Consider the following 22791-nt stretch of genomic DNA (forward strand, 5'->3'; position numbering starts at 1 on the left):
TTCCTCTAGTCCTTGAATCGCGTTATTGCGTGAGCCACACCTGGAAGCGCTTGTTGATCTGGTCCGCGTTGTCGGCCCAGAAATTCGCGTTGATCTGCACGGCGCGCTTGAAGTTGTCCGGCGCGGTCGGCATGTCGGCGAGACGCTGCTTGTCGACGAGCGCAACCGCATCCTTGCGCGGCGGCGCATACGCGATGTACTTCGAGAGTTCCGCCGATGCCTTCGGCTGAGCTTGCGACACGATGAACTTCGCGGCCGTATCGGCGTGCTTCGCGCCGGTCGGAATCGCCCACCATTCGAAGTCGTAGACTTGCGCGTCCCACACGGCCTTGAACGGCTTGTTGTCCTTCTTCGCGGCATCGTCGATACGGCCGTTATAGGCCTGCACCATCACGACCGCGCCATCGGCGAGCAGCTGCGGCGCCTGCGCACCCGATTCCCACCACACGATGTTCTTCTTGATCGTGTCGAGCTTCTTGAATGCGCGATCGACGCCCGCGGGCGTGCCGAGCACCTTGTAGACATCTTTCGGATCGACGCCATCGGCGATGAGCGCCCATTCCATCGACACTTTCGGCGACTTGCGCAGACCGCGCTTGCCAGGGAATTTCTGCAAATCGAAGAAGTCGTTGACGGTGGTCGGCGCGGTCTTCAGCTTGCTCGCATCGTAGGCATAGACCGTGGACCACACCATGCTCGCGACCGCGCAATCGCTGATCGAGCCGGGAATGAAATCGCTCGTCTTGCCGAGCGTCTTCTTGTCGAACTTCTGCAGCAGGCCTTCATCGCACGCGGTGATCGCGTCGTTGGTTTCGAGGTCGATCAAGTCCCACGTCGTGTTCTTCGCCTGCTCCATCGCGGAGAGCTTGGCGAGGCCGCCGTCATACGATTCGGTCGAGAAGTTCACGCCAGTCGCTTGCGTGAACGGTTCGAACCAGGCTTTCTTCGCGGCGGCTTCGTATGCGCCGCCGAATGTCACGACGGACAGCGTTTCCGCTGCCTGTGTCGAGATAGTGGCAAATGCAAATACTGTGAGTGCGGCGCATTGTGCTTTGATATGAGTGCGCATGTCAGTTGGCTCCTGCGGGTGCGGTCGAGATGAGAGAAGGTGAGGGCGGTGTGCTCGGGGCAATCGCGGGGGCATTCTTCGGCGCCATCATCGCGAGAATCTTGCAGTCGTCGTGACGCCACGCGATATCTATCGTGCTGCCCGCCGAGGGCAACGCGTGACGCTGCGTATTGGGCACTTTCACGACGATGGAATCGCGCGAGCCGAGCTTCAGATGCACGCGATGATGATCGCCGCAATACACGAGTTCTTCGACGCAGGCGCGCACGACGTTGCTGTGCTCGTCGGGTTGCGTGCCCTCCGCGCCGGGAATGTGCGCGCGTTCGGGGCGCAGCGCGAGCATCGCTTCGTCGCCGGCGCGCAGGCCGTGTTCGCATCGTCCGCGAATCACGCTGCCATCCGATAGCGCGAGCGTCGCCCATTCGTCGTTCGCACTGACGACGCGCCCCGTGAGTCCATTGTTCTCGCCGACGAAGTTCGCAACGAATGCGTTCTGCGCGTTCTCGTATAGCTCGCTTGGTGTCGCGGCTTGCTGAATGCGGCCATCGGAAAAGACGGCAACGCGATCCGACATCGTCAGGGCTTCGGCCTGATCGTGCGTCACGTAGACGATCGTCAGTGACAGTTCGCGATGCAGCCGCATGATTTCGTATTGCATCGTTTCGCGCAGGCGCTTGTCGAGTGCGCCGAGCGGCTCGTCCATCAGCACGACGCTCGGTTCGAATACGAGCGCGCGTGCCAGTGCGACGCGCTGTTGCTGACCGCCCGAAAGCTGCGAGGGACGCCGGTTCGCGAGATGCGGCAATTCGATCATCTCGAGCGCGCGCTTCACACGCGTCTTCTGCTCGGCGCGGCTCACGTGCCGCACCGAAAGCGGAAACGCGACGTTCTCCGCAATCGTCAGATGCGGAAAGAGCGCGTAGTTCTGAAACACCATGCCGATGTCGCGCTGATGCGGCGGCTTGTCGTCGAGACGCCTGCCATCGAGACGGATCTCGCCTTGCGTTGGCGTTTCGAAGCCCGCGAGCATCATGAGCGTGGTCGTCTTGCCCGAGCCCGACGGTCCGAGCAGCGAAAGAAACTCTCCTTTGCGCACGTCGAGGTTCAAGTCCTCCACGACGTAATGCGCGCCGTCATACGATTTGCTCACGCCCGAGAAGGAGATGAAGGAAGGGTCTGACATCGTGTTCGCGTCCTGTCTTTCAGTGCTGTGCGAGCTTCGCCGCGAGATAGCGCGCGAAGTCGAAATTGGGCCGTTCGAGATGGCTCAGATTGCCGGGCTTCGCGAGCGGCGCGTGCACGCCGCGAAACACCGCTTCCACGCCACGCCTGTCTTCCGCGTTCACTTCGTCGAGCAGCTTCTTCAATGTCGACATGTGCGCGTTTGCTTCAGGATCGGCGATGAATTCAGGCGCGAGACCTCCGCCGAAACGGATATGCACTTGCCCCACGCCGCGCGGCTGCAGCACGAGATACCAGAAGTAGCCCGGCGTGAGGGCGACGAGATGCGTCGGATAGATCGCGAGCAATGCAGTCGTCTTGCGCCAGTGACCCGTTAAACGCGTGTTATCCGGATGCGCATTGCCGATAGGCAAGCTTGCTTCTTTCGTGATCCAGTGATAGTTGAACGCGGGATAACCCGGCGGACATTCCATCTCTTCGAGTTTCGAATGCGGCCCTACGGTTGCGCGATGCAGCATCGGCAGGTGATAACTTTCCATGAAGTTTTCCGCGAGGATCTTCCAGTTCGTATCCCACACGTGCTCTTCATAGAAAGTTTCGATGTAGTCCGTCATGCCATATGCGCCGATAAGCTCGCTTAATTCGGCGAGCTGTTTTCCGACGGGCGGCGCGTTTTCATCGAGCGTCACATAGATCCAGCCTTGCCATTCATCGCAGCGTACGGCAGGCAGCTTATAGCTTTCCTTGCAAAAGCCTTCTTGCCGGTCCATGAGCGGCGCGCCCTTCAATTCGCCATCGAGACCATAGCTCCACGCGTGATACGGACACACGATACGGCGCTTGTTGCCGCGCCCTTCGAGCAGCACCGACATGCGATGCAGGCATACATTCGACATCGCCTTGAGTTGCATGTGCTCGTCGCGCAATACGACGATAGGCTGTGCGCCGATCTGTGCCGTCAAATAATCGCCGGGTTCCTTCAGTGCGCTTGCGCGGCCGACGCATTGCCATTCGCGCGCAAAGATTTCGTGTTCTTCAAGAGCAAGAAACTCGGGCGACGTATAGACACCGGGCGGCATGGCGCGCGCATCGCTGAATGATCGTTCACAATTCGACCGCAATTGGCCGACGAGTGTTTGCGCTGCGATCGTGCTTGCCGGACTGGCCATGAAGCGCTCCTTGATTCTGGTCCGTGAGAGCGGGCTAGTGCGGGTTTGCGCCGCGTTGCGCTCGACATGGACACCAATCTATCAAGCCAAATTGCCAGCCAAAATATTGTTTTCGGATACAAAGCAAAGCTTTTATCTATGCAGCCCGGATAACTTCACGTGTCGATATGCAGTCGCCTGATGTAGTTCTCGCAGAACGACGTGAAGCGGTGCACCACTTGCCGTGGACGCATCGTGCGCGATTGCGCGATGCCCAGCGTCGTCGCGTTGACGTTGTCCTTGAAGCGCTTAATCACGAAGTCCTCGCCGTCCACCGTGCGATTCGATTTGAGCGGAAAATTGAGGATGCTATAGCCCAGACCGTTCGCCACCATGCCGCGCACGACTTCAGGCTGCGATGAACGGAATGCCGGCACCGGGCGGCTGCCGACCGCATCGAAAAGCGCGGCGAAATATTCGCGGCTGTGCGGCAAATCCAGCATCACGTAAGGCTCCGACTGCAAATCGGCGAGTGAAACCTTGCGCGCCCGCGCGAGCCTGTGCGTCTTCGGCAAGATCGCATAAGGCGGCAACGAAAGCAGCGGCGTGAAGGCGATGTCTTCGGTCAGGTCCAGACTATAGGTGAGCGCGATATCGAGCGATCCGTCGTGCAGGCCGCGCAACAAGCCGTCCTGATGCGCCTCGACCGTGCGAAACGAAATGCCCGCGTGCCCGGCCGTGAAGCGGCTGATGAGACCCGGCATCAACGGCGGCGCAAGCGACACGAGGCAGCCGAGCGCGATGGAACCGGTCATGCCGCCATCCATTTCCTTCGCGGCCATTTGCAGTTCTTCGGCGATCTTCAGCAGATTGCGCGCTTGCCCGAGCAGATCGCGACCGGCTTGCGTGAGCGAAAGGCCGCTCGCATGATGGCGAATGAATAGCTGCACGCCGAAGGATGCTTCGAGATCGGCGAGCGCGGTCGATATCGACGGCTGCGAGATATGGAGTTTTTTCGCGGCGGCAGTGAAGGACAACGCTTCCGCCGCGACCACGAAATAGCGCAACTGCCGCAGCGAATAGCGCAGAGGATGACTTTCCATCGATGACATTCCAGAAATCGGGCTTCGATGGACCGCATTGTGAAGTGCTCAAAAATCATTGCATAGCTAAATCCGATGCCGTGCATTTTTTAAATATATTTTTCGAATTCGATAGAGACGCGTAGATTTTCACGAAGACATCACGGATACAACGGCCTTTCAGAAGGGACATAGCCATGACAGTGGAAACAACGTCTATCGACACGCTCGTAGTCGGCGCCGGCCAGGCCGGTGTTGCGATGAGCGAACATCTGAGCAAGCTCGGCGTACCGCATCTCGTGTTGGAACGCGATCGTATCGCCGAGCGCTGGCGCACGGGCCGATGGGATTCGCTCGTCGCCAATGGTCCCGCATGGCACGATCGTTTCCCCAATCTGGAGTTCGCGGAGTTCGACCCCAATGGTTTCGCAGCGAAAGAACAGGTCGCGGAATACTTCGTGCAGTACGCGAAAAAATTCGATGCGCCCATTCGCACCGGCGTGGAAGTCAAAAAGGTCGTGCGCAATGCCGGACGTCCGGGTTTTACCGTCGATACGTCTGATGGAACGATCGAAGCGAATCGCGTCGTCGTCGCGACGGGGCCCTTTCAACGTCCCGTGATTCCGCCGATCGCGCCGACATCCGCGAAGCTCACGCAAATCCATTCCGCTGACTATCGCAATCCGCAGCAATTGCCCGAAGGCGGCGTGCTCGTGGTGGGCGCGGGTTCGTCGGGCGTGCAGATCGCCGATGAATTGCAGCGCTCGGGCCGCAACGTCTATTTGTCGGTCGGCGCGCATGATCGTCCGCCGCGCGGATATCGCGGACGCGACTTCTGCTGGTGGCTCGGCGTGCTGGGCGAATGGGACGCGGAAGTGATGAAGCCCGGCCGCGAGCATGTGACGATCGCGGTAAGCGGGGCGCGTGGCGGTCATACGGTGGACTTCAGGCGTCTCGCGCATCAGGGCATCACGCTCGTTGGTCTGACGAAATCGTTCGACGATACGCTCGTCACGTTCGAATCCGATCTCGCCGATAACATTCGCCGCGGCGACGAAAACTATCTGTCATTGCTCGACGCCGCCGATGCCTACGCGCAACGCAACGGCCTCGATCTTCCCGAAGAACCTGAAGCGCGCACGATTCCCGCCGATCCGGAATGCATGACCCATCCGCTGCTGTCGCTGGATCTCGCGAAAGCAGGCGTCACGTCGATCATCTGGGCGACAGGTTATGCCGTCGATTTCACCTGGCTGCAAGTCGATGCATTCGACGAAAAGGGCAAGCCGAAACATCAGCGCGGCGTCGCGAAAGAGCCGGGTATCTATTTCCTCGGCTTGCCGTGGCTTTCGCGTCGCGGCTCCGCATTCATCTGGGGCGTCTGGCACGACGCGAAGCATATTGCCGATCACATCGTCACGCAGCGCAAATACCTGGCTTATTACGACGAGCCGCAACGTCGCGTGGAAACGAAGCGCGAGGAAACCGTGCCGGATGCATCGCGCGTCCACAAGGTCAGCGAAATGGGCGTCAGCTGATCAAACAACACATCCAGTATCAAGGTGCATTCGATGAGCCAACCTACGCATACCCGTATCCGCATGTTCAACACGAAGGATACGTACCCGAATCAGACGCTCGATAACGATCTTTGCCAGGCCGTGCGCGCGGGCAATACCGTTTATGTGCGCGGTCAGATCGGCACGGATTTCGACGGCAATCTCGTCGGTCTCGGCGATCCGCGCGCGCAAGCGGAACAGGCCATGAAGAACGTGAAGCAATTGCTCGAAGAAGCGGGCAGCGATCTTTCGCACATCGTCAAGACGACGACTTATCTCACCGATGTGCGCTTTCGCGAACCGGTGTATCGCGAAGTCGGCAAATGGCTGAAGGGCGTGTTCCCGATATCGACGGGACTTACGGTCGTCGCGCTCGGTCAGCCCGAATGGTTAATGGAGATCGATGTGATCGCCGTCATTCCTGATGGATGGACGCCGTCTCAGGAGCGCGCATGACATTTTCCATCGTCGGACGATGTGAAGAGACCGGCCAGCTCGGCATCGCGATCAGTTCATCGAGCATCGCGGTGGGTGCGCGTTGTCCGTGGGTGCGTGCGGGCGTCGGCGTGGTCGCGACGCAGAACGTCACGCTGCCCGCGCTCGGTCCGCAAATTCTCGATCATATGGAAGGCGCGAAGCTCAATCCCGTCGAGGCGCTCGATCGCGCACTGAGCGTGAACCAATGGAGCGAGTATCGGCAGGTGACGGTGGTCGATGCGCAAGGCCGCACCGCGTTCTTCAGCGGCAAGGAGGCGCTCGGCACGTATCACGCGGTCGCGGGAAAGCAATGCGTCGCGGCGGGCAACATGCTTGCGGGCGTCCATGTGATCGAAGCGATGATTCCCGCATTCGAGAACGCATCGGGCCAGCTTGCCGATCGACTGCTCGCGGCGATGCACGCGGCCGTCGCGGCGGGCGGCGAAGCGGGGCCGGTGCACTCGGCGGCTTTGAAGATCGCGGGCGAGCAAAGCTGGCCGCTCGTCGATCTGCGTGTCGACTGGGCCGATGACCATCCTATCGGCAAGCTGGACGGCCTCTGGCAGGCATATAAACCGCAGATGCAGGATTACGTAACGCGCGCATTGAACCCGACCGCCGCGCCGAGCTACGGAGTGCCGGGCGATGAGTGACATGACGAGCCGCGATCTGCTCGAAAAGCTGATCGGCTTCGCGACCGTCAGCCGCGATTCGAATCTCGCGCTGATTGAGTTCCTACGCGATTACCTCGCGCAATTCGACGTCGAAAGCGAGCTCTTCTATAACGCGGAGCGCACGAAGGCGAATCTCTTCGCGACGATCGGTCCGCGCGATCGCGGCGGCATCGTGCTGTCGGGTCATACGGATGTCGTGCCTGTCGATGGCCAGCCGTGGACCGTCGATCCCTTTCGTCTCACCGAAAAGGATGGCCGGCTGTTTGGCCGCGGCGCGGCGGACATGAAGGGCTTTCTCGCATCGGTGCTGGTCGCGGTGCCGATGTTGATGAAGCGCGAACTGAGGCTACCCGTGCATCTGGCCTTTTCATACGACGAGGAAGTTGGCTGTCTCGGCGTGCGTCCGATGCTCGCGGAACTCGCAAAGCGTGCGCACAAACCTGTGTTGTGCCTGATCGGCGAGCCGACGTCGTTGAAGCCGGTGCTCGGACACAAGGGCAAGCTCGCGATGCGTTGTCAGGTGAAAGGGGCGGCTTGTCACTCGGCGTATGCGCCGTACGGCGTGAACGCCATTCAATATGCGGCGCGCCTCATCAATCGTCTCGACGAAATGGGCGAGCGACTGGCGCAGCCCGAGCATCACGACGAGCGTTTCGATCCGCCTTTTTCGACGGTGCAGACGGGCGTCATCAAAGGCGGTCGGGCGCTGAATATCGTGCCGGCCGAATGCGAATTCGATTTCGAAGTACGCGCGCTTCCGGGCTTCGATGCGAACACAGTCGCCAATGATCTGGAATCCTATGCAAAATATGAGCTGCTGCCGAAAATGCGCGCCGTGAAGTCCGATACCGACATCCGCCTCGAACCGCTCTCCGCATATCCGGCATTGGCGACATCGCCGGAAAGCGAAGCGGCGCGTCTCGTCGCGCTATTGAGCGGATCGGCGGAATTCGGCACGGTTGCGTTCGGCACGGAAGGCGGACTCTTCGATGAAGCGGGCATTCCGACCGTCGTATGCGGTCCTGGAAGCATGGATCAGGGACACAAGCCCGATGAGTTCGTCACGCTCGAACAACTCCACGATTGCGACGCGATGCTGATTCGGCTCGCGGACCATCTCTCGACCACAGCCTGATTTTCTAAAACGCCGCAGAGGAAACCGGCGCTTCGCGCGTCAGGGCATTGCTTTGCCGCGAACAAACTGGAGACGACTTTGACTACTGCCCAACGCAATGCTTCTCCGTTGATCGAGAAGCACACCATCGGCTACGTGCCGCCCGAGGATCGCCACGGTAAAGTGCGCGACCTGTTCACGTTATGGTTCGGCGGCAATATCGCGCCCTTGCCTATCGTGACGGGCGCGCTCGGCGTGCAGATCTTTCATCTGAACCTGTTGTGGGGCATCGTTGCGATCATCGTCGGTCAGGCGGTCGGCGGTGTGCTGATGGCCCTGCATTCCGCGCAGGGTCCGCAAATGGGCATCCCGCAGATGATCCAGAGCCGCGCGCAGTTCGGTTCGTGGGGCGCGCTGCTCGTGACCGTCATTGCAGGCGTCATGTATGTGGGCTTCTTCGCGTCGAACATCGTGCTTGCGGGGAAATCGCTGCATGGCATCGAGTCGACGGTGTCGGTGCCCGTGGGCATCGTGATCGGCGCGCTGGGCTCGGGGTTGATCGGCATCATCGGATACCGGTTCATTCATATTCTGAACCGCATCGGTACATGGGTGCTGGGCATCGGCATTGTCATCGGCTTCGGGTACATCCTCACGCATGTCACGACGACCGATTTCCTCACGCGCGGCGGCTTCAACTTCGCCGGCTGGCTCGCGACGGTCTCGCTCTCCGCGCTGTGGCAGATCGCATTCGCGCCGTACGTGTCCGACTATTCGCGCTACTTGCCCGCGAATGTGCGCGTTGCATCGACGTTCTGGGCGACATATCTCGGCTGCACGATCGGCTCGACGCTGGCCTTCGTGTTCGGCGCGGTCGCGGTGCTGGCAGTGCCGCCCGGCGCGGATGCGATGGACGCCGTGAAGCTCGCCACCGGACCGCTCGGCTTGCCGATGCTCGTGCTGTTTCTCCTGAGCGTCATCAGCCACAACGCGTTGAATCTGTATGGCGCGGTGCTCGCGGTGATTACGTCGTTGCAGACGTTCGCGTATCGCTGGATTCCGACGGCAAAGTCGCGCGCCGTGTTGTCGGTGGTGATTCTCGTCGCGTGCTGCTATGGCGCGATCGGTGCGTCGACGAACTTCGTCGGGAATCTCGTCGATCTCGTGCTTGCATTGCTCGTCGTGCTGGTGCCGTGGACCGCGATCAATCTCATCGACTTCTATGTGATCCACAAGGGCAAGTACGACATCCAGTCGATCTTTCAGGTGGATGGCGGCATCTATGGACGCTTCAATCCGCAGGCATTGATTGCGTATGCGATCGGCATCGCGGTGCAGATTCCGTTCATGAATACGCCAATGTACGCGGGCCCGGTGCCGAAGTATCTCGATGGCGCGGATCTTTCGTGGGTCGTCGGCTTGCTGCTGACGTCGCCGGTTTATTACTGGCTCGCGTCGCGCGATACGAGTTATCGGCGCAGGCAGAACAATGCGCACGTGGCGTCGAATGCCGCGCGGTAAGTGAAGATACGGACGATGCCTTCGGCATCGTCCCCTTTATGCTTGTGCTTGCGACGATCGCAAGTGAATGCCGAGCGCGCGCCGCGCACTCAACGCAAGCAGCGCGCACGACAGCGCATTGAACAGAAAGAGCCCGCTCGGTCCGACGATCGTCATCAATGTCGATGCGAGCGCCGGTCCCGACATGCCGCCGAACGAGAACAACACGAGCAGCAACGCGGAAATGGCGACGCGATGCTGCGGCTCAGTCCGATCCTGCACGTGCGATACGATGAGCCCGTACTGCGTGAACGTCACGGCCACGTAGACGAGTGTCGCGACCCAGGTGATCGCGCGCACGTCGAAGCAGAAGAGCACGAGGCTCAACGCGGCCGAAATCGATGCCGTGCAGTAGACGAGCCGACGCCGGTCGATTCTGTCGGAGAGGCGGCCCATCGGCCATTGCGGCACGAGCGCGCCGATGAGCGCGATGCCCATGAAGGTCGCGAGTTCGCTCGTCGAGAAGCCCGCGCGTTTGAGATAGACGGGCATCATCGAGTAGAAACTGCTGTAGATGAGGCCGGCGAGGATGCAGCCCGGTACGGCGAGCGGCGCTGACGCCATCATCTCGCGCACGCTTTCGCGCCACGTGCGCGCGGGCACGCGATGCAGCGATTCATCCGCGACTTTCACGGGCCAGCCTTCCAGCAACGTCACCGGCATGACGGCGGCGGCGAAGAGCGCCGCGGCGATCGAGAACTGCTGCCCGCCCGATCCCGCGCCGACAATGAGCAGGAACTGTCCCGTGCCCACCGCGAGATAGTTGATGGCCGCATACGAGCCGAAGACCTGGCCGCGCTTTTCATTCTCGACCGTGCCGTTGAGCCAGCTTTCGATCGACGTGTACAGCCCCATGAACGCGAATCCGGTCAAGAGACGCACAGCGCCGAGCGTCCACGGCGACTCCGCGGCGCCGAACGCGAGCGCGAGGATGGACGCAGCCGCCGAGAACGCGACGAACGTCCGATGCTGCCCGATCCGGTCGATGAGCCTGCGATTGAACACCGCGCCGAGAATGAAGCCGGCGTAGTAGCACGATTGAACCAGACCGATGACGATCGTCGGATAACCGGATTGCAGAATGCGCAGCGGGATCAGCGTCTGAAAGAGACCGTTGCCGACGATCAGCAGCGCATAGCTGCAAAGAAGTCCTGTCAACGCGCGATAGCTGCTTCCGGCGACGTGTTGAACGTGCGGCAGGGCATCGGCCGGGGCGGTTGCTGCGGGCGGCGTCTGGCGGCCGAAAAGCTTGGCTTCGGTCAGCGGGCCGGTGCGCACGACGGCCGACGCTTCGGAGTCCGGGTTCGTCTCGCCGTTCGGTTCGTCGTGTGTTTCGTATGTCTCGCGTGTCTCGTATGAATCGCTTGCGTGAACGTCTGTAGTTGCGTCTTCGATTTTCGACATGACAGCCTTGGAGGTCGCTCTCATAATTGCGGTTTCGGCGCGTACTGCGAACGACGATGGTAACCGCCTCCGGCGCTCTCCGATGTTCCTTTTTGTTTCCGCATGCTTCGGGTCGCCGCGCACGTGACCGATGCGTTGCGCCGATCCCTGTCACAATCGCAATCTCCGACGTTTTCTCGACGATACGGTCGGGAGTGCGATTTGCCGGGCCGTGTCATCCGACTGCGGCGCGCGAGGTGCGCCGCGCGTATTTCTCCCATCACAAGGAGCAAGCGATGCCAACGATGCAGGCAGTGCAGGTAACGAAAGCGAATGGTCCGCTGGAAGTCGTCGAGCGCGCGGTGCCGGAGCCGCCCGCCGGACACGTGCTCATCAAGGTGCAGGCGTGCGGAATCTGTCATAGCGATTCGCTGACCGTCGAAGGGCTATGGCCGGGTCTGCAATTTCCGCGCGTGCCGGGCCACGAGATCGCCGGCGTGATCGAGAAGCTGGGCGCGGACGTGGAGGGCTGGGAGAAGGGGCAGCGCGTCGGCGTGGGCTGGCACGGCGGGCATTGCGGCCATTGCGAACATTGCCGCCACGGCGACTTCGTGCTTTGCCAGCGCGCGCTCGTGCCGGGCATCAGCTACGACGGCGGCTACGCGGATTACATGGTGGCGCCGCAGGAAGCGCTCGCGCGCATGCCCGACGATCTCTCCGATGTCGATGCCGCGCCGCTCCTTTGCGCGGGCATCACCACCTTCAATGCGCTGCGCAACAGCGGCGCGCGCGCGGGCGACGTGGTCGCGGTGCTCGGCATCGGCGGGCTGGGTCATCTGGGCGTGCAATTCGCGCGCAAGATGGGCTTCGAGACGGTGGCCATTGCGCGCGGACAGGACAAGGCGCCGCTCGCGAAGCAACTCGGCGCGCATCATTACATCGACAGCGAAGCACAGAACGTCGCCGACGCGCTCAAGGCACTCGGCGGCGCGCGCGTGATTCTCGCGACGGCGACGAGCGGCAAGGCGATGAGCGCGACCATCGGCGGGCTGGGGCTGAATGGCAAGCTCATCATGGTGGGGATATCGGAGGAACCGGTCGAGGTGCCGATCACGCAGTTCATCATGGGCCGCAACTCGGTGCAGGGCTGGCCGTCCGGCACGGCGGCGGATTCGCAGGAAACGCTCGCGTTCAGCGCGCTCTCGGGCGTGAAGCCGATGATCGAGGAATTCCCGCTATCGCGCGCGGCCGAGGCATATGAGCGGATGATGAGCGGCAAGGCGCGCTTCAGGGTCGTGTTGACGCCGGGAAAGTGAAGTTGGCCGATGCCCCGCCTGGCGGGGCTTCAGTCAAGCGATGTAGCCGAGGAAAGACGACTTAATCATCGTCCCTCGTCAACAAACACCATATCGCGAGAAAAGGCACATCGCCCGAGCGCATCGCGTGCGGGTTGTTTCGAACGTTATGAATCCCGCCGCCGATGCCCGGATCGAACCACTCGCCACCGTTCTGCCGAAACTCGCCAGGCGTGAACAGCACATAAGCTTCCTCGGGCGGATGGCTATGATCCGGATAGCGCGTATGCGGCACCATCAGCGAAAAGCCGAGTTGCACGTCATAGCGGCTTTCCGCGCCGCCGGGACCGCAGATCATGCCGTTCACGTGTGCGTCGATATACCCGTCGCTGCCGTTGACGCCCGATGAACGGCGCGCCCATCCGATATCCGGTCCGAGCGCCTTGATCGCGCGCGCGGCCGCGCCGAAGCCGCTGTCGTCGCCGATGAAAGGCGCGAGCGCCGCGTCGAGCCAATCGCATGCGGGATAGCGTGTGTCGTACCGCGTGCCGTCATCGGATGGTGTCTGCAGCCGCTCGAACACGCGCGCCGCGACGCCGCGTCCGGCCTCCGGCAGCTTCTCCGACTGAAACAGCTTCTGTGCTATGGCGATGAAGGCCGCCACATTCCCGGCACGACAAGTCATCAAGCGCTCTCCATCACAACCAGTCGGTTTCAAAGCTGCATGTCGTGAGCGGCACGCAACCGTGCTCGGTGAGCACCACTTGCTGCTCCAGCTTCACGCCCTCGCATCCGCCCTCCGCGCCGATATAACTTTCCACGCAAAGCGTCATGCCCGTTTCGAATACGCCGTCATAACCCGCGCTGTCCCAATCGACTTGATGCGCGATGGCCGGACATTCATCGACCATGCCGATGCCATGCGCCACGCAGCTATAGCGGTTCTTCACATACGGCTCGGGAATCGTCCACGCTTTCCCGGAGTACTCGCGAAACGTCATGCCGGGACGCAGCAGATCCATGTTGAAATGGATTTGCGAATACGCCAGTTCATATAGCTTGCGCTGCTCGTCCGATGGACGCGTATCGCCCACGGTCCACGTACGCGAGATGTCCGAGCAGTAACCGTACGGGCCGACCATGTCGGTATCGAAGGCGAGCAGATCGCCGTTTCGCAGCACGCGCGACGAACATTCGCGCATCCACGGATTGGTGCGTTCGCCGGATGAGAGCAGCCGCGTCTCGATCCACTCGCCGCCGTGACGGATGTTCTCGAAGTGCAGATGCGCCCATAGCTCCTGCTCGGTCATGCCGGGCCGAAGCTCGCGACGCATGCGTTCGATGCCTTGCTCGCACACTCGCAGCGATTCCCCGATCAACACGAGTTCGCCCGCCGATTTGATCGCGCGGGCGTCTTCCATCATCGCCTGGCCGTCGAGCAGCGTGAGGCCGCTCTTCACGAGCAGCGCCGCGCCGATCGGATCGAGCCGGTCCACCGCGAGCCGGCAGTCGCCGCGTGCGTGCGCACGAAATACATCGACGATTTCGTTCGACCAGACTTCAGCGCGGCTTTCGGTCTCGTTGCCCGCGCTGAAATAAATCCAGCTCACCGCGCCGCGCATTTCGATGTTCAGTTCAATCCCGTCCCACACATGCTCGCAGCGATGAAACTCCCACGCGACGATGCGGCCATCGGCGAACACCATGATGTAGCGCGACGGATTGCGCGCGGTCCAGATCTGCATGTTCGACGTGTCCGTCGCATAGCGGATGTTGACCGGGTCGTATAGCAGAATCGCCGGACATTCGTGCCGTTTCAATTGCTCCAGCACGCGCGCGAGCCGATAGGTTCTGACGTCGCGCAGGGTCCGTGCATGATCTTCGATGAGTTGCCCTTCCGCCATTGATGCGTCTCCTCACAGTTCCAGCACGAGGTCCGAAGTCGGGCGGCTGCAGCACAACAGACGGAATCCCTTCTGGACTTCCCTGTCGCGGATGCCGCCGTTGTGTTTCATGTCGACAGTGCCTTCGAGCACCTTGGTCTTGCAGGTTCCGCACATGCCCTGACTGCACGACGACGGCACCGCAACGCCCGCCTTCTTCGCGGCCGATAATACGGTATGCGAAGCATTCATCGTGAATGATTTCGATGAGCGCGACAGTTTGACAGTGAAGGTTTCTTGTGCCGCGCCGGCTTCCTTTTGTGCGGGTTCGGGTGCAACTCCCGCGCCGATATCGAAGCTCTCCTGATGATAGCGCGCCGGATCGTGGCCGCCTTCGCGAAGCAGCGTACGCACCGCGCTCATGTATCCGGCCGGACCGCAGGTGAAGACTTCGCGTTCGAGATAATCGGGCGCCCATTGCATAAGCAACTGCAAACTCAGTCGGCCGATCGGACCGTTCCACGCTGCATCGTCGCCGATGCCTTCGCACACGAAGAACACGCGCAGACGCGGCGAAAGCTTCGCGAATCGCGCCAGTTCATCGCGAAATACGATATCGGCAGGCGTGCGTGCGCTATGGATGAAAACGATGTCGCGATCCAGCCCGAGATCGATGCTCGCGCGCGTCATCGACATGAGCGGCGTGACGCCCGAACCCGCCGACAAGTACAGCGATTTCGCCGCGGGCGCGATGGTCGGCGTGAACGCGCCTGAAGGGCCGTATGCGCGCAAGTGGCAGCCGGGCTTCATGTTGTCGTGAAGCCAGTTCGACATGATTCCGCCCGGCACGCGCTTCACGGTGATGGATAGCAGAAACGGGCGCGTCGGTGCGGACGAGATCGTGTAGCAGCGCTCGACCGATTGTCCATGCACGTTCGCCGACACGGTCATGAACTGGCCCGGCTCGAAGCGCACGGGCAAACCATCGGCGGTGCGGAATTCGAAGCTCTTGATGTCGTGCGTTTCGTCGATGACGCGGCAGCACGTCAGCGTCTGCTGTTCGGCGCTCGGCCAGAGCCTGCCGCCGTGTTCCCACGTGGCGGCATCGGCGAGGCGATCGTCGAGATCGAGTGCGGGAGCGAAGATTCTGTCGACCGAATTCATGGCGCGAAACGAGTGCGATTGCGATGAGCGCAGTATCGATTCGCGTAGAAACACCGTCAACGCGCTTTATTTTCCGTCTTCCATTACTTCATGTTATGCGTCAGCCGTCGACCGGCTCCGTGGGCGTTTCGAGATTGAGCTGATAGAACGCCGCATCCAGCCAGCGGCCGAACTTGAAGCCCGCCTCGGTGATGGTGCCCGAGTGCCTGAAGCCGAGCCGCGTATGGAGACGGATGCTGCCAGCGTTCGTCGCATCGACGCAGCCGACGAGCACATGCACTTGCGCTTCGCTCGCACGCCGTATCAGTTCGCGTAGCAAACGCTCGCCGAGTCCGAGGCCACGGCAATCGCGATGCACATAGACGCTATGTTCCACCGTGTACTTGTAGGCGGGAAACGCGCGGAACGTGCCCCAGCTCGCGAAGCCCATCAACTTGCCCGATGCATCGACCGCGCCGACGACCGGAAAGCCGCCCGCGCGCTTCGCCGCGAACCACGTCGACATGGCCGAGGCGGGGCGCGGCACGTAGTCGTACAGCGCGGTCGAATTGACGATGGCTTCGTTCAGAATCTCGAGGATGGCCGGCGCGTGCTCGGCCTCGTTGCAGTCGATGAGACGCACGTGGTCGCGCGGTTCGGTGGTGTTCATTCGATATCCGTTCAGGCTGAAGATGAATCAGGTCGCGGGCGCGTCGCCGATCGCGAGAATGTAGCGCGCCGCTTTCGATGCCGGGTTGCTGAAGATGAGCGGCCGATCCAGCCGCATCGCGAGACAATCGCCTTGCTGGAGCGCGTGAAGCGCGTCTCCGATCACGATGTCGATGCGTCCGCTCATCACCCAGACTTGCTGATGCATGGTCGAGTCGCGCCCGCCCGTTTCGTAGGCGACGCGCGCGCCGGCCGGAAAGTCGACTTCGACGAGTTGAAATGGCGATGGCCAGCCCGGCGGAGAAAGATTTCGGCGCGTGTATCCGGATTCCGGATCGCGCCATTTGAGTTGCTGGCCGCGACGCGCGAGCGGTTGCGCCGGCGCGCCTTCCTGCTCGCCGCCGAAGAGGCTCGCGAGCGATACGCCGAGCCCCGCCGCGAGCTTGTCGAGCACGACGGCCGTCGGGCTGGCCGCGCCGCGCTCGATCATCGAGATCATCGAGCGGCTGACGCCGCAGCGCGCCGCGAGCGCGTCGAGCGTATAGCTGCGCGCCGCGCGTAACGCGCGCACGCGGTCCGCAATGCGCTGGTTGATGTCGCTTTCGGCGGTATCGTCGGGAGTGTGCCGGGCTGTATCTAGCATAGTGGATGCAGTTTCCAATAAACTAGATCGCCGTGTCAAGCGAAAGCGGGCTCCGCTGCACGATGACAGCGGAGCCCGTCGATGGCACTACGTGGATTCGGATCAGCCGTAGACCGGGAAACGCTTCGTCAATTCGGCGACCTGCTCGCGAACGCGTTGGAGATTGCCCGCGTCTTCCGGGCTTTCCAGCACATCGGCGATCAGATTGCCGACGATCTCCGCTTCCTTCGTACCGAAGCCGCGCGTAGTCATCGCCGGCGAGCCGAGGCGCACGCCGCTCGTGACAAACGGCTTTTCCGGATCGTTCGGAATCGCGTTCTTGTTGACCGTGATGTGCGCAGCGCCGAGCGCAGCTTCGGCAGCCTTGCCGGTGATCTTCTTCGCACGCAGATCGACGAGCATCACGTGGCTTTCCGTGCGGCCCGACACGATGCGCAGGCCGCGTTTCACGAGCGTTTCAGCGAGCACGCGCGCATTGTCGACGACGCGTTGCTGATACTCCTTGAATTCCGGCGACAACGCTTCCTTGAACGCGACAGCCTTCGCGGCGATCACGTGCATGAGCGGACCGCCCTGAATGCCCGGGAAAATCGCGGAATTGATCTGCTTTTCGTATTCGGCCTTCATCAGGATCACGCCGCCGCGCGGGCCGCGCAGGCTCTTGTGCGTGGTCGTGGTGACGAAATCGGCGTGCGGCACCGGATTCGGATATACGCCCGCCGCGATCAGGCCGGCATAGTGCGCCATGTCGACCATCAGATACGCGCCCACGCTCTTCGCGATCTTCGCGAGACGCTCGAAGTCGATCTTCAGCGCAAACGCCGACGCGCCCGCGACGATCAGCTTCGGCTTGTGCTCGTTCGCGAGCTGCTCGGCCGCTTCGTAATCAATGTCCTCGGCTTCGTTCAGACCGTAGCTCACGACGTTGAACCACTTGCCCGACATGTTGACCGGCGAGCCGTGCGTGAGGTGGCCGCCGTGCGCGAGGCTCAGGCCCATGATGGTGTCGCCGGGCTTGAGCATCGCGAAGAAGACGCCCTGGTTGGCCTGCGATCCGGAATTCGGCTGCACGTTCGCGGCCTCGGCGCCGAACAGTTCTTTCGCGCGATCGATCGCGAGCTGCTCCACCACGTCGACATATTCGCAACCGCCGTAGTAGCGCTTGCCGGGATAGCCTTCCGCGTACTTGTTGGTGAGCTGCGAGCCTTGCGCGGCCATCACCGCGGGGCTGGTGTAGTTCTCCGACGCGATCAGCTCGATGTGATCTTCCTGGCGTCGGTTTTCATTCGTGATGGCCGCCCAGAGTTCCGGATCGACGTTTTCAACTCTGCTGGATGCGCGATTGAACATGATGGTTACCCAAGTGAGAGAGAAGCGGGTTGCTGCGGAACGCGTGACTGTCCCGTATTCCATCGAAAGCCGGCGCGCGCGGATAGAAGAATTTCGACATTGCGCTGGAATGCAGGCACCTGGCTGGTGCACCGTGCCTGTGCGCGTCGATGGCTGCGCGCCGCATCAGTGCATGAAAGAGGCCCTCAGTGCGCCAAGGTCACGTATTTTCGGCGTTGGCACGCTTATCGCATAGTGCGTTTCAGGAGCCGGTGCAGCATCCGGTTTAGTAGTCACAATCTGGCAAATGGACGACTAGGGTTCCGGTCCGCATCGACGTTCGATGCGCGACGCTGGTCCGAGAGTTGTCGACCTCGAACGAGGTTACACGGCGGGACAAAAGCCCGGGAGAGAACGCGATGCGTCGCGCCGCTCCTGCCGTCGATAACCGTTTCCTGCGAGGTCAACCTCATGCGCATTCGCTTTCTCGGCGCTGCCGCCGTCGCTCTCTCCCTGTGTTTCTCCACGCCTTCGTTCGCCCAGGCCCGCAAGGACTTCAAGGTCTGCTGGACCATCTATGCCGGCTGGATGCCGTGGGGCTACGCGAAGACGCAGGGCATCATGTCCAAGTGGGCGAAGAAGTACGGCATCAATGTCGATGTCGTGCAGCTCAACGACTACATCGAATCGATCAATCAATACACGGCCGGCAAGTTCGATGGCTGCGCGATGACCAACATGGACGCGCTCACCATTCCCGCGACGGGCGGCGTGGACAGCACCGCGCTGATCGTCAGCGACTACTCGAACGGCAACGACGGCGTGCTCGTCAAGGGCGCGGGCAAGAAGGTCGCCGATCTCAAGGGCCAGCCGGTCAATCTCGTCGAGCTTTCGGTGTCGCACTATCTGCTCGCGCGCGCGCTCGAATCGGCGGGCATGAGCGAACGCGACATCAAGACCGTCAATACGTCCGATGCCGATATCTCCGGCGCATTCGCGACGACCGCCGTGCACAACGCGGTCACGTGGAACCCGATGCTCGCCGATCTGAAGGCGAAGCCCAACGTCACCGAAGTGTTCGATTCGAGCCGCATTCCGGGCGAGATCATGGACATGATGGTCGTGAACACGAAGACGCTGCACGACAACCCCGCGCTCGGGAAAGCACTCACGGGCGCATGGTTCGAGATCATGCAGACGATGCACGGATCGTCGCCGGATAGCGAAGCCGCGCTCACGTCGATGGCGAAAGCCTCGGGCACCGATCTCGCCGGCTACAGGTCGCAGCTCTCGACCACCGCGCTCTTCTACACGCCGCAACAGGCGCTCGACTTCGCGACGAGCCCGGACATGCCGAAGATCATGACGCGCGTCGCGCAGTTCTCGTTCGATCACGGTCTGCTCGGCAAGGGCGCGCCGAATGCGGGCGCGGTCGGCATGGCGTTCGACAACAACGTGGTCGTCGGCAGCAAGAGCAACCTGAAGCTGCGCTTCGATCCGACCTATGTGCGCATGGCCGCGCAAGGCAAGCTGTGAGCGCCGCTGCATTCTGACGAGGAGAGGCCCATGCGGCTCATCAACCGACATCCCGGCCGCACCGGCAGTCTGATGCTGTTGCTGCTGCCCTTCATCGTGCTCGTGGCGGTGTACTTCACCGGCTCGTCGCTGCGTCTGCAGACGAATCCCGACGACAAACTGCTGCCGTCCGCCGCGCAGATGAAGGAGGCGCTCAACGAATACGCGTTCACCGAAGACAAGCGCACCGGCGAGCATCTGATGCTGAGCGACACGATATCGAGCATGAAGCGGCTCGGCATCGGGCTCGTCGCGAGTGCGGCCATCGCGCTCGTGTTCGGTATCGTGACGGGCAGCATCCCGCTCGCGGGCGCGACGCTTTCGCCGTTCATCACGGTGATATCGATGATCCCGCCGCTCGCCGTGCTGCCGATTCTCTTCATCGTGTTCGGCCTCGACGAGCTGTCGAAGGTCGTGCTGATCGTGATCGGCATCACGCCGATGATGATCCGCGATCTGCAGCAGCGCACGCGCGAAATACCGGAGGAATTGTGGATCAAGGCGCAGACGCTCGGCGCGTCGAGCTGGACGCTGATCCTGCGCGTGATCGTGCCGCAACTGCTGCCGCGTCTTCTGATCGCGCTGCGTCTTGCGCTCTGTTCCGCGTGGCTCTTTCTAATCGCCGCGGAAGCGATCGCATCGACGGACGGCCTCGGCTATCGCATCTTCCTCGTGCGCCGCTACCTCGCGATGGACGTGATCCTGCCGTATGTCGCGTGGATCACGCTGCTCGCGTGGCTCATCGACGAAGCGCTGCGCCGTCTCACGCAATGGGCGTTCCCTTGGTACAACGGAGGCCGCGCATGATCGAGATACGCAACCTCTGGAAGCAGTACGACGATCAGGTCGTGCTGGAGCGGCTCAATCTGCGTATCGCGGAAGGCGAATTCTGTTCGATGGTCGGCGCATCGGGCTGTGGCAAGTCGACCTTCCTGCGCCTCTTGCTCGGCCAGGAACGCCCGACGCGCGGTGAAATTTTGCTCGACGGCGAGCCTCTGCCGGGCGAGCCGGACCCGCATCGCGGCGTCGTGTTCCAACGCTATTCGGTGTTCCCGCATCTCACCGTGCTGCGCAACGTAATGCTCGGCCTCGAACTGCCGCATGCGCGCTTCACGGGACGGCTGTTCGGCACGCGCAGGCGTCTCGCACGCGATGAAGCCGTCGCGATGCTCGCGCGTGTCGGCCTCGCCGATTCGCTCGACAAGTATCCGCATCAACTCTCCGGCGGCATGCAGCAACGTCTCGCGCTGGCTCAAGCGCTCGTGATGAAGCCGCGCGTGCTCTTGCTCGACGAACCCTTCGGCGCGCTCGATCCCGGCATTCGCCGCGACATGCACGAACTGCTCACGAGCCTGTGGCGCGAAGCGAAGCTGACCGTCTTCATGGTCACGCATGATCTGAAGGAAGGCTTCACGCTCGGTAGCCGCGTGCTCGTCTTCGACAAGGTGCGCATCGACCCGCAAGCGCCGCAGGCATACGGCGCGCGCATCACGTACGACATTCCGCTCGAACGCAACGGCGTGCGCGCACCGCAGACGGCGATGGACATGCCTTCGCTGCTCGCCGTGCCCGCATGAACGAAAGGACATAACACATGAACGAAACCCTGCTCGAAGAGACGATTCCCGGCGGCGGTCATGCGTCGCTGATCGTGAAGCGCGGCCAGTCGCTGCGCATCACGGATGTGCGCGGCGGCGCGAACGTCGCCATGCTGATGTTCAATGCAACCGAAAAAAGCGAGCGCCTGAATCTGCCCGACACGCTCAAGTGCCAGCACACCGCGAAGCTCACGAAAGGCCACTGCCTTTATTCGGACATGGGCCGCGTGCTCGCCGCGATCGTCGCGGATACGTGCGGCTGGCATGACAGCCTCGCGGGTGTATCGAATGCTGCGGAAGTGTTCGAGAAATATGGCGAAGGCCGCTATCAGGAAATGCGCAACGCGTTTCATCGCAACGGAACGGACAACTTGCTCGTCGAACTCGGCAAGTGGGGACTCGGCATCGCGGATCTTTTGATGACGCTGAATCTTTTCAGCCGCGTCGACGTAACCGATGCGGGCGCGTTGAGCTTCGTTAAAGGCAACTCGCAAGCGGGCGATTACATCGAACTGTATGCGCCGATGAACACGCTCGTCGTGCTGACCGCGATTCAGCATCCGCTCGATCCGAATCCCGAATACGCGCCGAAGCCGGTGAAGCTCACGCTGAACAACGCGTCGCCGGATGTGGCGGAAATCTGCCGCACGTCGTGCGATGAAAACACGCGCGGCTTCATCAATACCGAACGATTCTTTCTCTGAGCGAGCGACGCGCATGACGACATCCACACTCACGGCCAGCACGCTCGATCCCGCCGACGCGGCCTTTCGCGAAACCTTGCCCGCAGGCGAGCCGTGGCTCAAGGAACTGAAGGCGGGGCAGACGCTGCGCATTCGCGATGTCGAAGGCAATCAGGCCATCGATACGCTCTTCTATAACGCCGCCGATCCGCGCGAGCGCTACGACGCGCAGCGCACGCTGCGACGCCAGCAAAGCCTGTATCTGACGACGGGCACGGTGCTCTATTCGAATCTCGGCAATCCGCTGCTGACGATCGTCGCCGATACGTGCGGCCGGCACGACACGCTCGGCGGCGCATGCGCGCAGGAAAGCAACACGGTTCGCTACGCGCTGGAGAAGCGCTATATGCATAGTTGCAGGGACAACTATCTGCGCGCGTGCGCGCACGATGGCCGCCTCTCGAAGCGCGATATCGCCGCGAACATCAACTTCTTCATGAACGTGCCGGTGACCTCCGATGGCGGCCTCACGTTCGAGGACGGCATTTCGGGTGCGGGCAAATACGTCGAGCTGCGCGCTGAGATGGACGTGATCGTGCTGATCTCGAACTGCCCGCAACTGAACAATCCATGCAACGCGTACAACCCGACGCCGGCGGAGCTGACGATATGGAACTGAGCACCTTGCGCCGCTGGCTCTACACGATGATGAAGGCACGCGCGCA

The 22791-nt window shown here is 61.8% G+C and carries 22 protein-coding genes and 1 riboswitch; of the genes, 11 read left to right on the forward strand and 11 right to left on the reverse strand.

The genetic code is table 11. From position 1 onward, the window contains the following. Window positions 1-22: 22 nt before the first annotated feature. From AWB76_RS19040 to AWB76_RS19055, 4 genes are all read right to left on the reverse strand, one after another. Window positions 23-1069 (reverse strand): ABC transporter substrate-binding protein, encoded by a 1047-nt coding sequence (locus AWB76_RS19040; protein ID WP_061161682.1) that lies wholly within the window; start codon window positions 1067-1069, stop codon window positions 23-25. A gap of 1 nt (window position 1070) precedes the next feature. Continuing rightward, a complete protein-coding gene (locus tag AWB76_RS19045) occupies window positions 1071-2252 on the reverse strand; it encodes an ABC transporter ATP-binding protein (RefSeq protein ID WP_061161683.1) in 1182 nt (393 codons plus the stop codon). A 19-nt stretch (window positions 2253-2271) separates the two neighbouring features. Continuing rightward, complete coding sequence (locus tag AWB76_RS19050; protein ID WP_061161684.1) at window positions 2272-3420, reverse strand: aromatic ring-hydroxylating oxygenase subunit alpha; 1149 nt, start codon at window positions 3418-3420, stop codon at window positions 2272-2274. A gap of 155 nt (window positions 3421-3575) precedes the next feature. After that, window positions 3576-4502, reverse strand: a complete 927-nt coding sequence (locus AWB76_RS19055) for a LysR family transcriptional regulator (RefSeq protein WP_061161685.1) — start codon at window positions 4500-4502, stop codon at window positions 3576-3578. Window positions 4503-4678: 176 nt separating this feature from the next. Between AWB76_RS19055 and AWB76_RS19060 the strand changes: the two genes are divergently transcribed. The 5 genes from AWB76_RS19060 to AWB76_RS19080 all read left to right on the forward strand — a co-directional run bounded on the left by AWB76_RS19060 (window position 4679) and on the right by AWB76_RS19080 (window position 9826). Continuing rightward, complete coding sequence (locus AWB76_RS19060) at window positions 4679-6019, forward strand: flavin-containing monooxygenase (RefSeq protein WP_061161686.1); 1341 nt, start codon at window positions 4679-4681, stop codon at window positions 6017-6019. A gap of 33 nt (window positions 6020-6052) precedes the next feature. Beyond that, complete coding sequence (locus AWB76_RS19065) at window positions 6053-6496, forward strand: RidA family protein (RefSeq protein WP_061161687.1); 444 nt, start codon at window positions 6053-6055, stop codon at window positions 6494-6496. Then, window positions 6493-7170, forward strand: a complete 678-nt coding sequence (locus tag AWB76_RS19070; RefSeq protein ID WP_061161688.1) for a DUF1028 domain-containing protein — start codon at window positions 6493-6495, stop codon at window positions 7168-7170. Before AWB76_RS19065 ends, AWB76_RS19070 begins: the two co-directional genes overlap by 4 nt. Next, the gene (gene argE, locus AWB76_RS19075) at window positions 7163-8326 is read left to right on the forward strand and encodes an acetylornithine deacetylase (protein ID WP_061161689.1); all 1164 of its coding nucleotides are present in this window, start codon (window positions 7163-7165) and stop codon (window positions 8324-8326) included. The genes AWB76_RS19070 and argE overlap by 8 nt, the downstream gene beginning before the upstream one ends. A gap of 78 nt (window positions 8327-8404) precedes the next feature. Next, complete coding sequence (locus tag AWB76_RS19080; protein WP_061161690.1) at window positions 8405-9826, forward strand: purine-cytosine permease family protein; 1422 nt, start codon at window positions 8405-8407, stop codon at window positions 9824-9826. A 36-nt stretch (window positions 9827-9862) separates the two neighbouring features. Here the strand turns inward: AWB76_RS19080 and AWB76_RS19085 are convergent, their stop codons facing one another. Continuing rightward, the gene (locus AWB76_RS19085; RefSeq protein ID WP_244173401.1) at window positions 9863-11269 is read right to left on the reverse strand and encodes an MFS transporter; all 1407 of its coding nucleotides are present in this window, start codon (window positions 11267-11269) and stop codon (window positions 9863-9865) included. 275 nt (window positions 11270-11544) lie between these two features. Between AWB76_RS19085 and AWB76_RS19090 the strand changes: the two genes are divergently transcribed. After that, the gene (locus AWB76_RS19090; protein ID WP_061161735.1) at window positions 11545-12564 is read left to right on the forward strand and encodes an alcohol dehydrogenase; all 1020 of its coding nucleotides are present in this window, start codon (window positions 11545-11547) and stop codon (window positions 12562-12564) included. Between the two features lie 61 nt (window positions 12565-12625). Here the strand turns inward: AWB76_RS19090 and AWB76_RS19095 are convergent, their stop codons facing one another. The 6 genes from AWB76_RS19095 to glyA form a co-directional block, all read right to left on the reverse strand. Further along, complete coding sequence (locus tag AWB76_RS19095; protein ID WP_061161692.1) at window positions 12626-13228, reverse strand: dimethylsulfoniopropionate lyase; 603 nt, start codon at window positions 13226-13228, stop codon at window positions 12626-12628. A 13-nt stretch (window positions 13229-13241) separates the two neighbouring features. Further along, on the reverse strand, window positions 13242-14447 hold the full coding sequence (locus tag AWB76_RS19100) for a M24 family metallopeptidase (RefSeq protein WP_061161693.1): 1206 nt from the start codon (window positions 14445-14447) through the stop codon (window positions 13242-13244). Window positions 14448-14459: 12 nt separating this feature from the next. Next, entirely contained in the window at window positions 14460-15590 is a 1131-nt protein-coding gene (locus AWB76_RS19105) for an FAD-binding oxidoreductase (protein WP_061161694.1), read from the reverse strand. A 100-nt stretch (window positions 15591-15690) separates the two neighbouring features. Next, entirely contained in the window at window positions 15691-16239 is a 549-nt protein-coding gene (locus tag AWB76_RS19110; protein ID WP_061161695.1) for a GNAT family N-acetyltransferase, read from the reverse strand. A gap of 27 nt (window positions 16240-16266) precedes the next feature. Then, window positions 16267-16881 carry a helix-turn-helix domain-containing protein gene (locus AWB76_RS19115; protein ID WP_061161696.1) on the reverse strand — a complete coding sequence of 205 codons (615 nt, stop codon included), beginning with the start codon at window positions 16879-16881 and terminating at the stop codon, window positions 16267-16269. Window positions 16882-16983: 102 nt separating this feature from the next. Continuing rightward, window positions 16984-18231, reverse strand: coding sequence for a serine hydroxymethyltransferase (gene glyA, locus AWB76_RS19120; RefSeq protein WP_061161697.1), 1248 nt, complete (start codon window positions 18229-18231; stop codon window positions 16984-16986). Window positions 18232-18514: 283 nt separating this feature from the next. Further along, a riboswitch (guanidine-I (ykkC/yxkD leader) is annotated at window positions 18515-18623 on the forward strand. 58 nt (window positions 18624-18681) lie between these two features. Here glyA and AWB76_RS19125 point away from each other — a divergent pair. From AWB76_RS19125 to AWB76_RS19145, 5 genes are read left to right on the forward strand one after another with little or no spacing between them, the layout of a single operon-like run. After that, on the forward strand, window positions 18682-19746 hold the full coding sequence (locus tag AWB76_RS19125) for a putative urea ABC transporter substrate-binding protein (protein WP_061161698.1): 1065 nt from the start codon (window positions 18682-18684) through the stop codon (window positions 19744-19746). Between the two features lie 30 nt (window positions 19747-19776). Further along, the gene (locus tag AWB76_RS19130; protein WP_061161699.1) at window positions 19777-20592 is read left to right on the forward strand and encodes an ABC transporter permease; all 816 of its coding nucleotides are present in this window, start codon (window positions 19777-19779) and stop codon (window positions 20590-20592) included. After that, window positions 20589-21362 carry an ABC transporter ATP-binding protein gene (locus tag AWB76_RS19135; protein ID WP_061161700.1) on the forward strand — a complete coding sequence of 258 codons (774 nt, stop codon included), beginning with the start codon at window positions 20589-20591 and terminating at the stop codon, window positions 21360-21362. Before AWB76_RS19130 ends, AWB76_RS19135 begins: the two co-directional genes overlap by 4 nt. Before the next feature lie 17 nt (window positions 21363-21379). Then, window positions 21380-22087 carry an urea amidolyase associated protein UAAP1 gene (locus AWB76_RS19140; RefSeq protein ID WP_061161701.1) on the forward strand — a complete coding sequence of 236 codons (708 nt, stop codon included), beginning with the start codon at window positions 21380-21382 and terminating at the stop codon, window positions 22085-22087. 13 nt (window positions 22088-22100) lie between these two features. Then, window positions 22101-22745, forward strand: a complete 645-nt coding sequence (locus tag AWB76_RS19145) for an urea amidolyase associated protein UAAP2 (protein WP_061161702.1) — start codon at window positions 22101-22103, stop codon at window positions 22743-22745. The last annotated feature ends 46 nt before the right edge of the window (window positions 22746-22791 follow it).

The organism is Caballeronia temeraria, from assembly GCF_001544795.2.
GTDB classification, from domain to species: domain Bacteria; phylum Pseudomonadota; class Gammaproteobacteria; order Burkholderiales; family Burkholderiaceae; genus Caballeronia; species Caballeronia temeraria.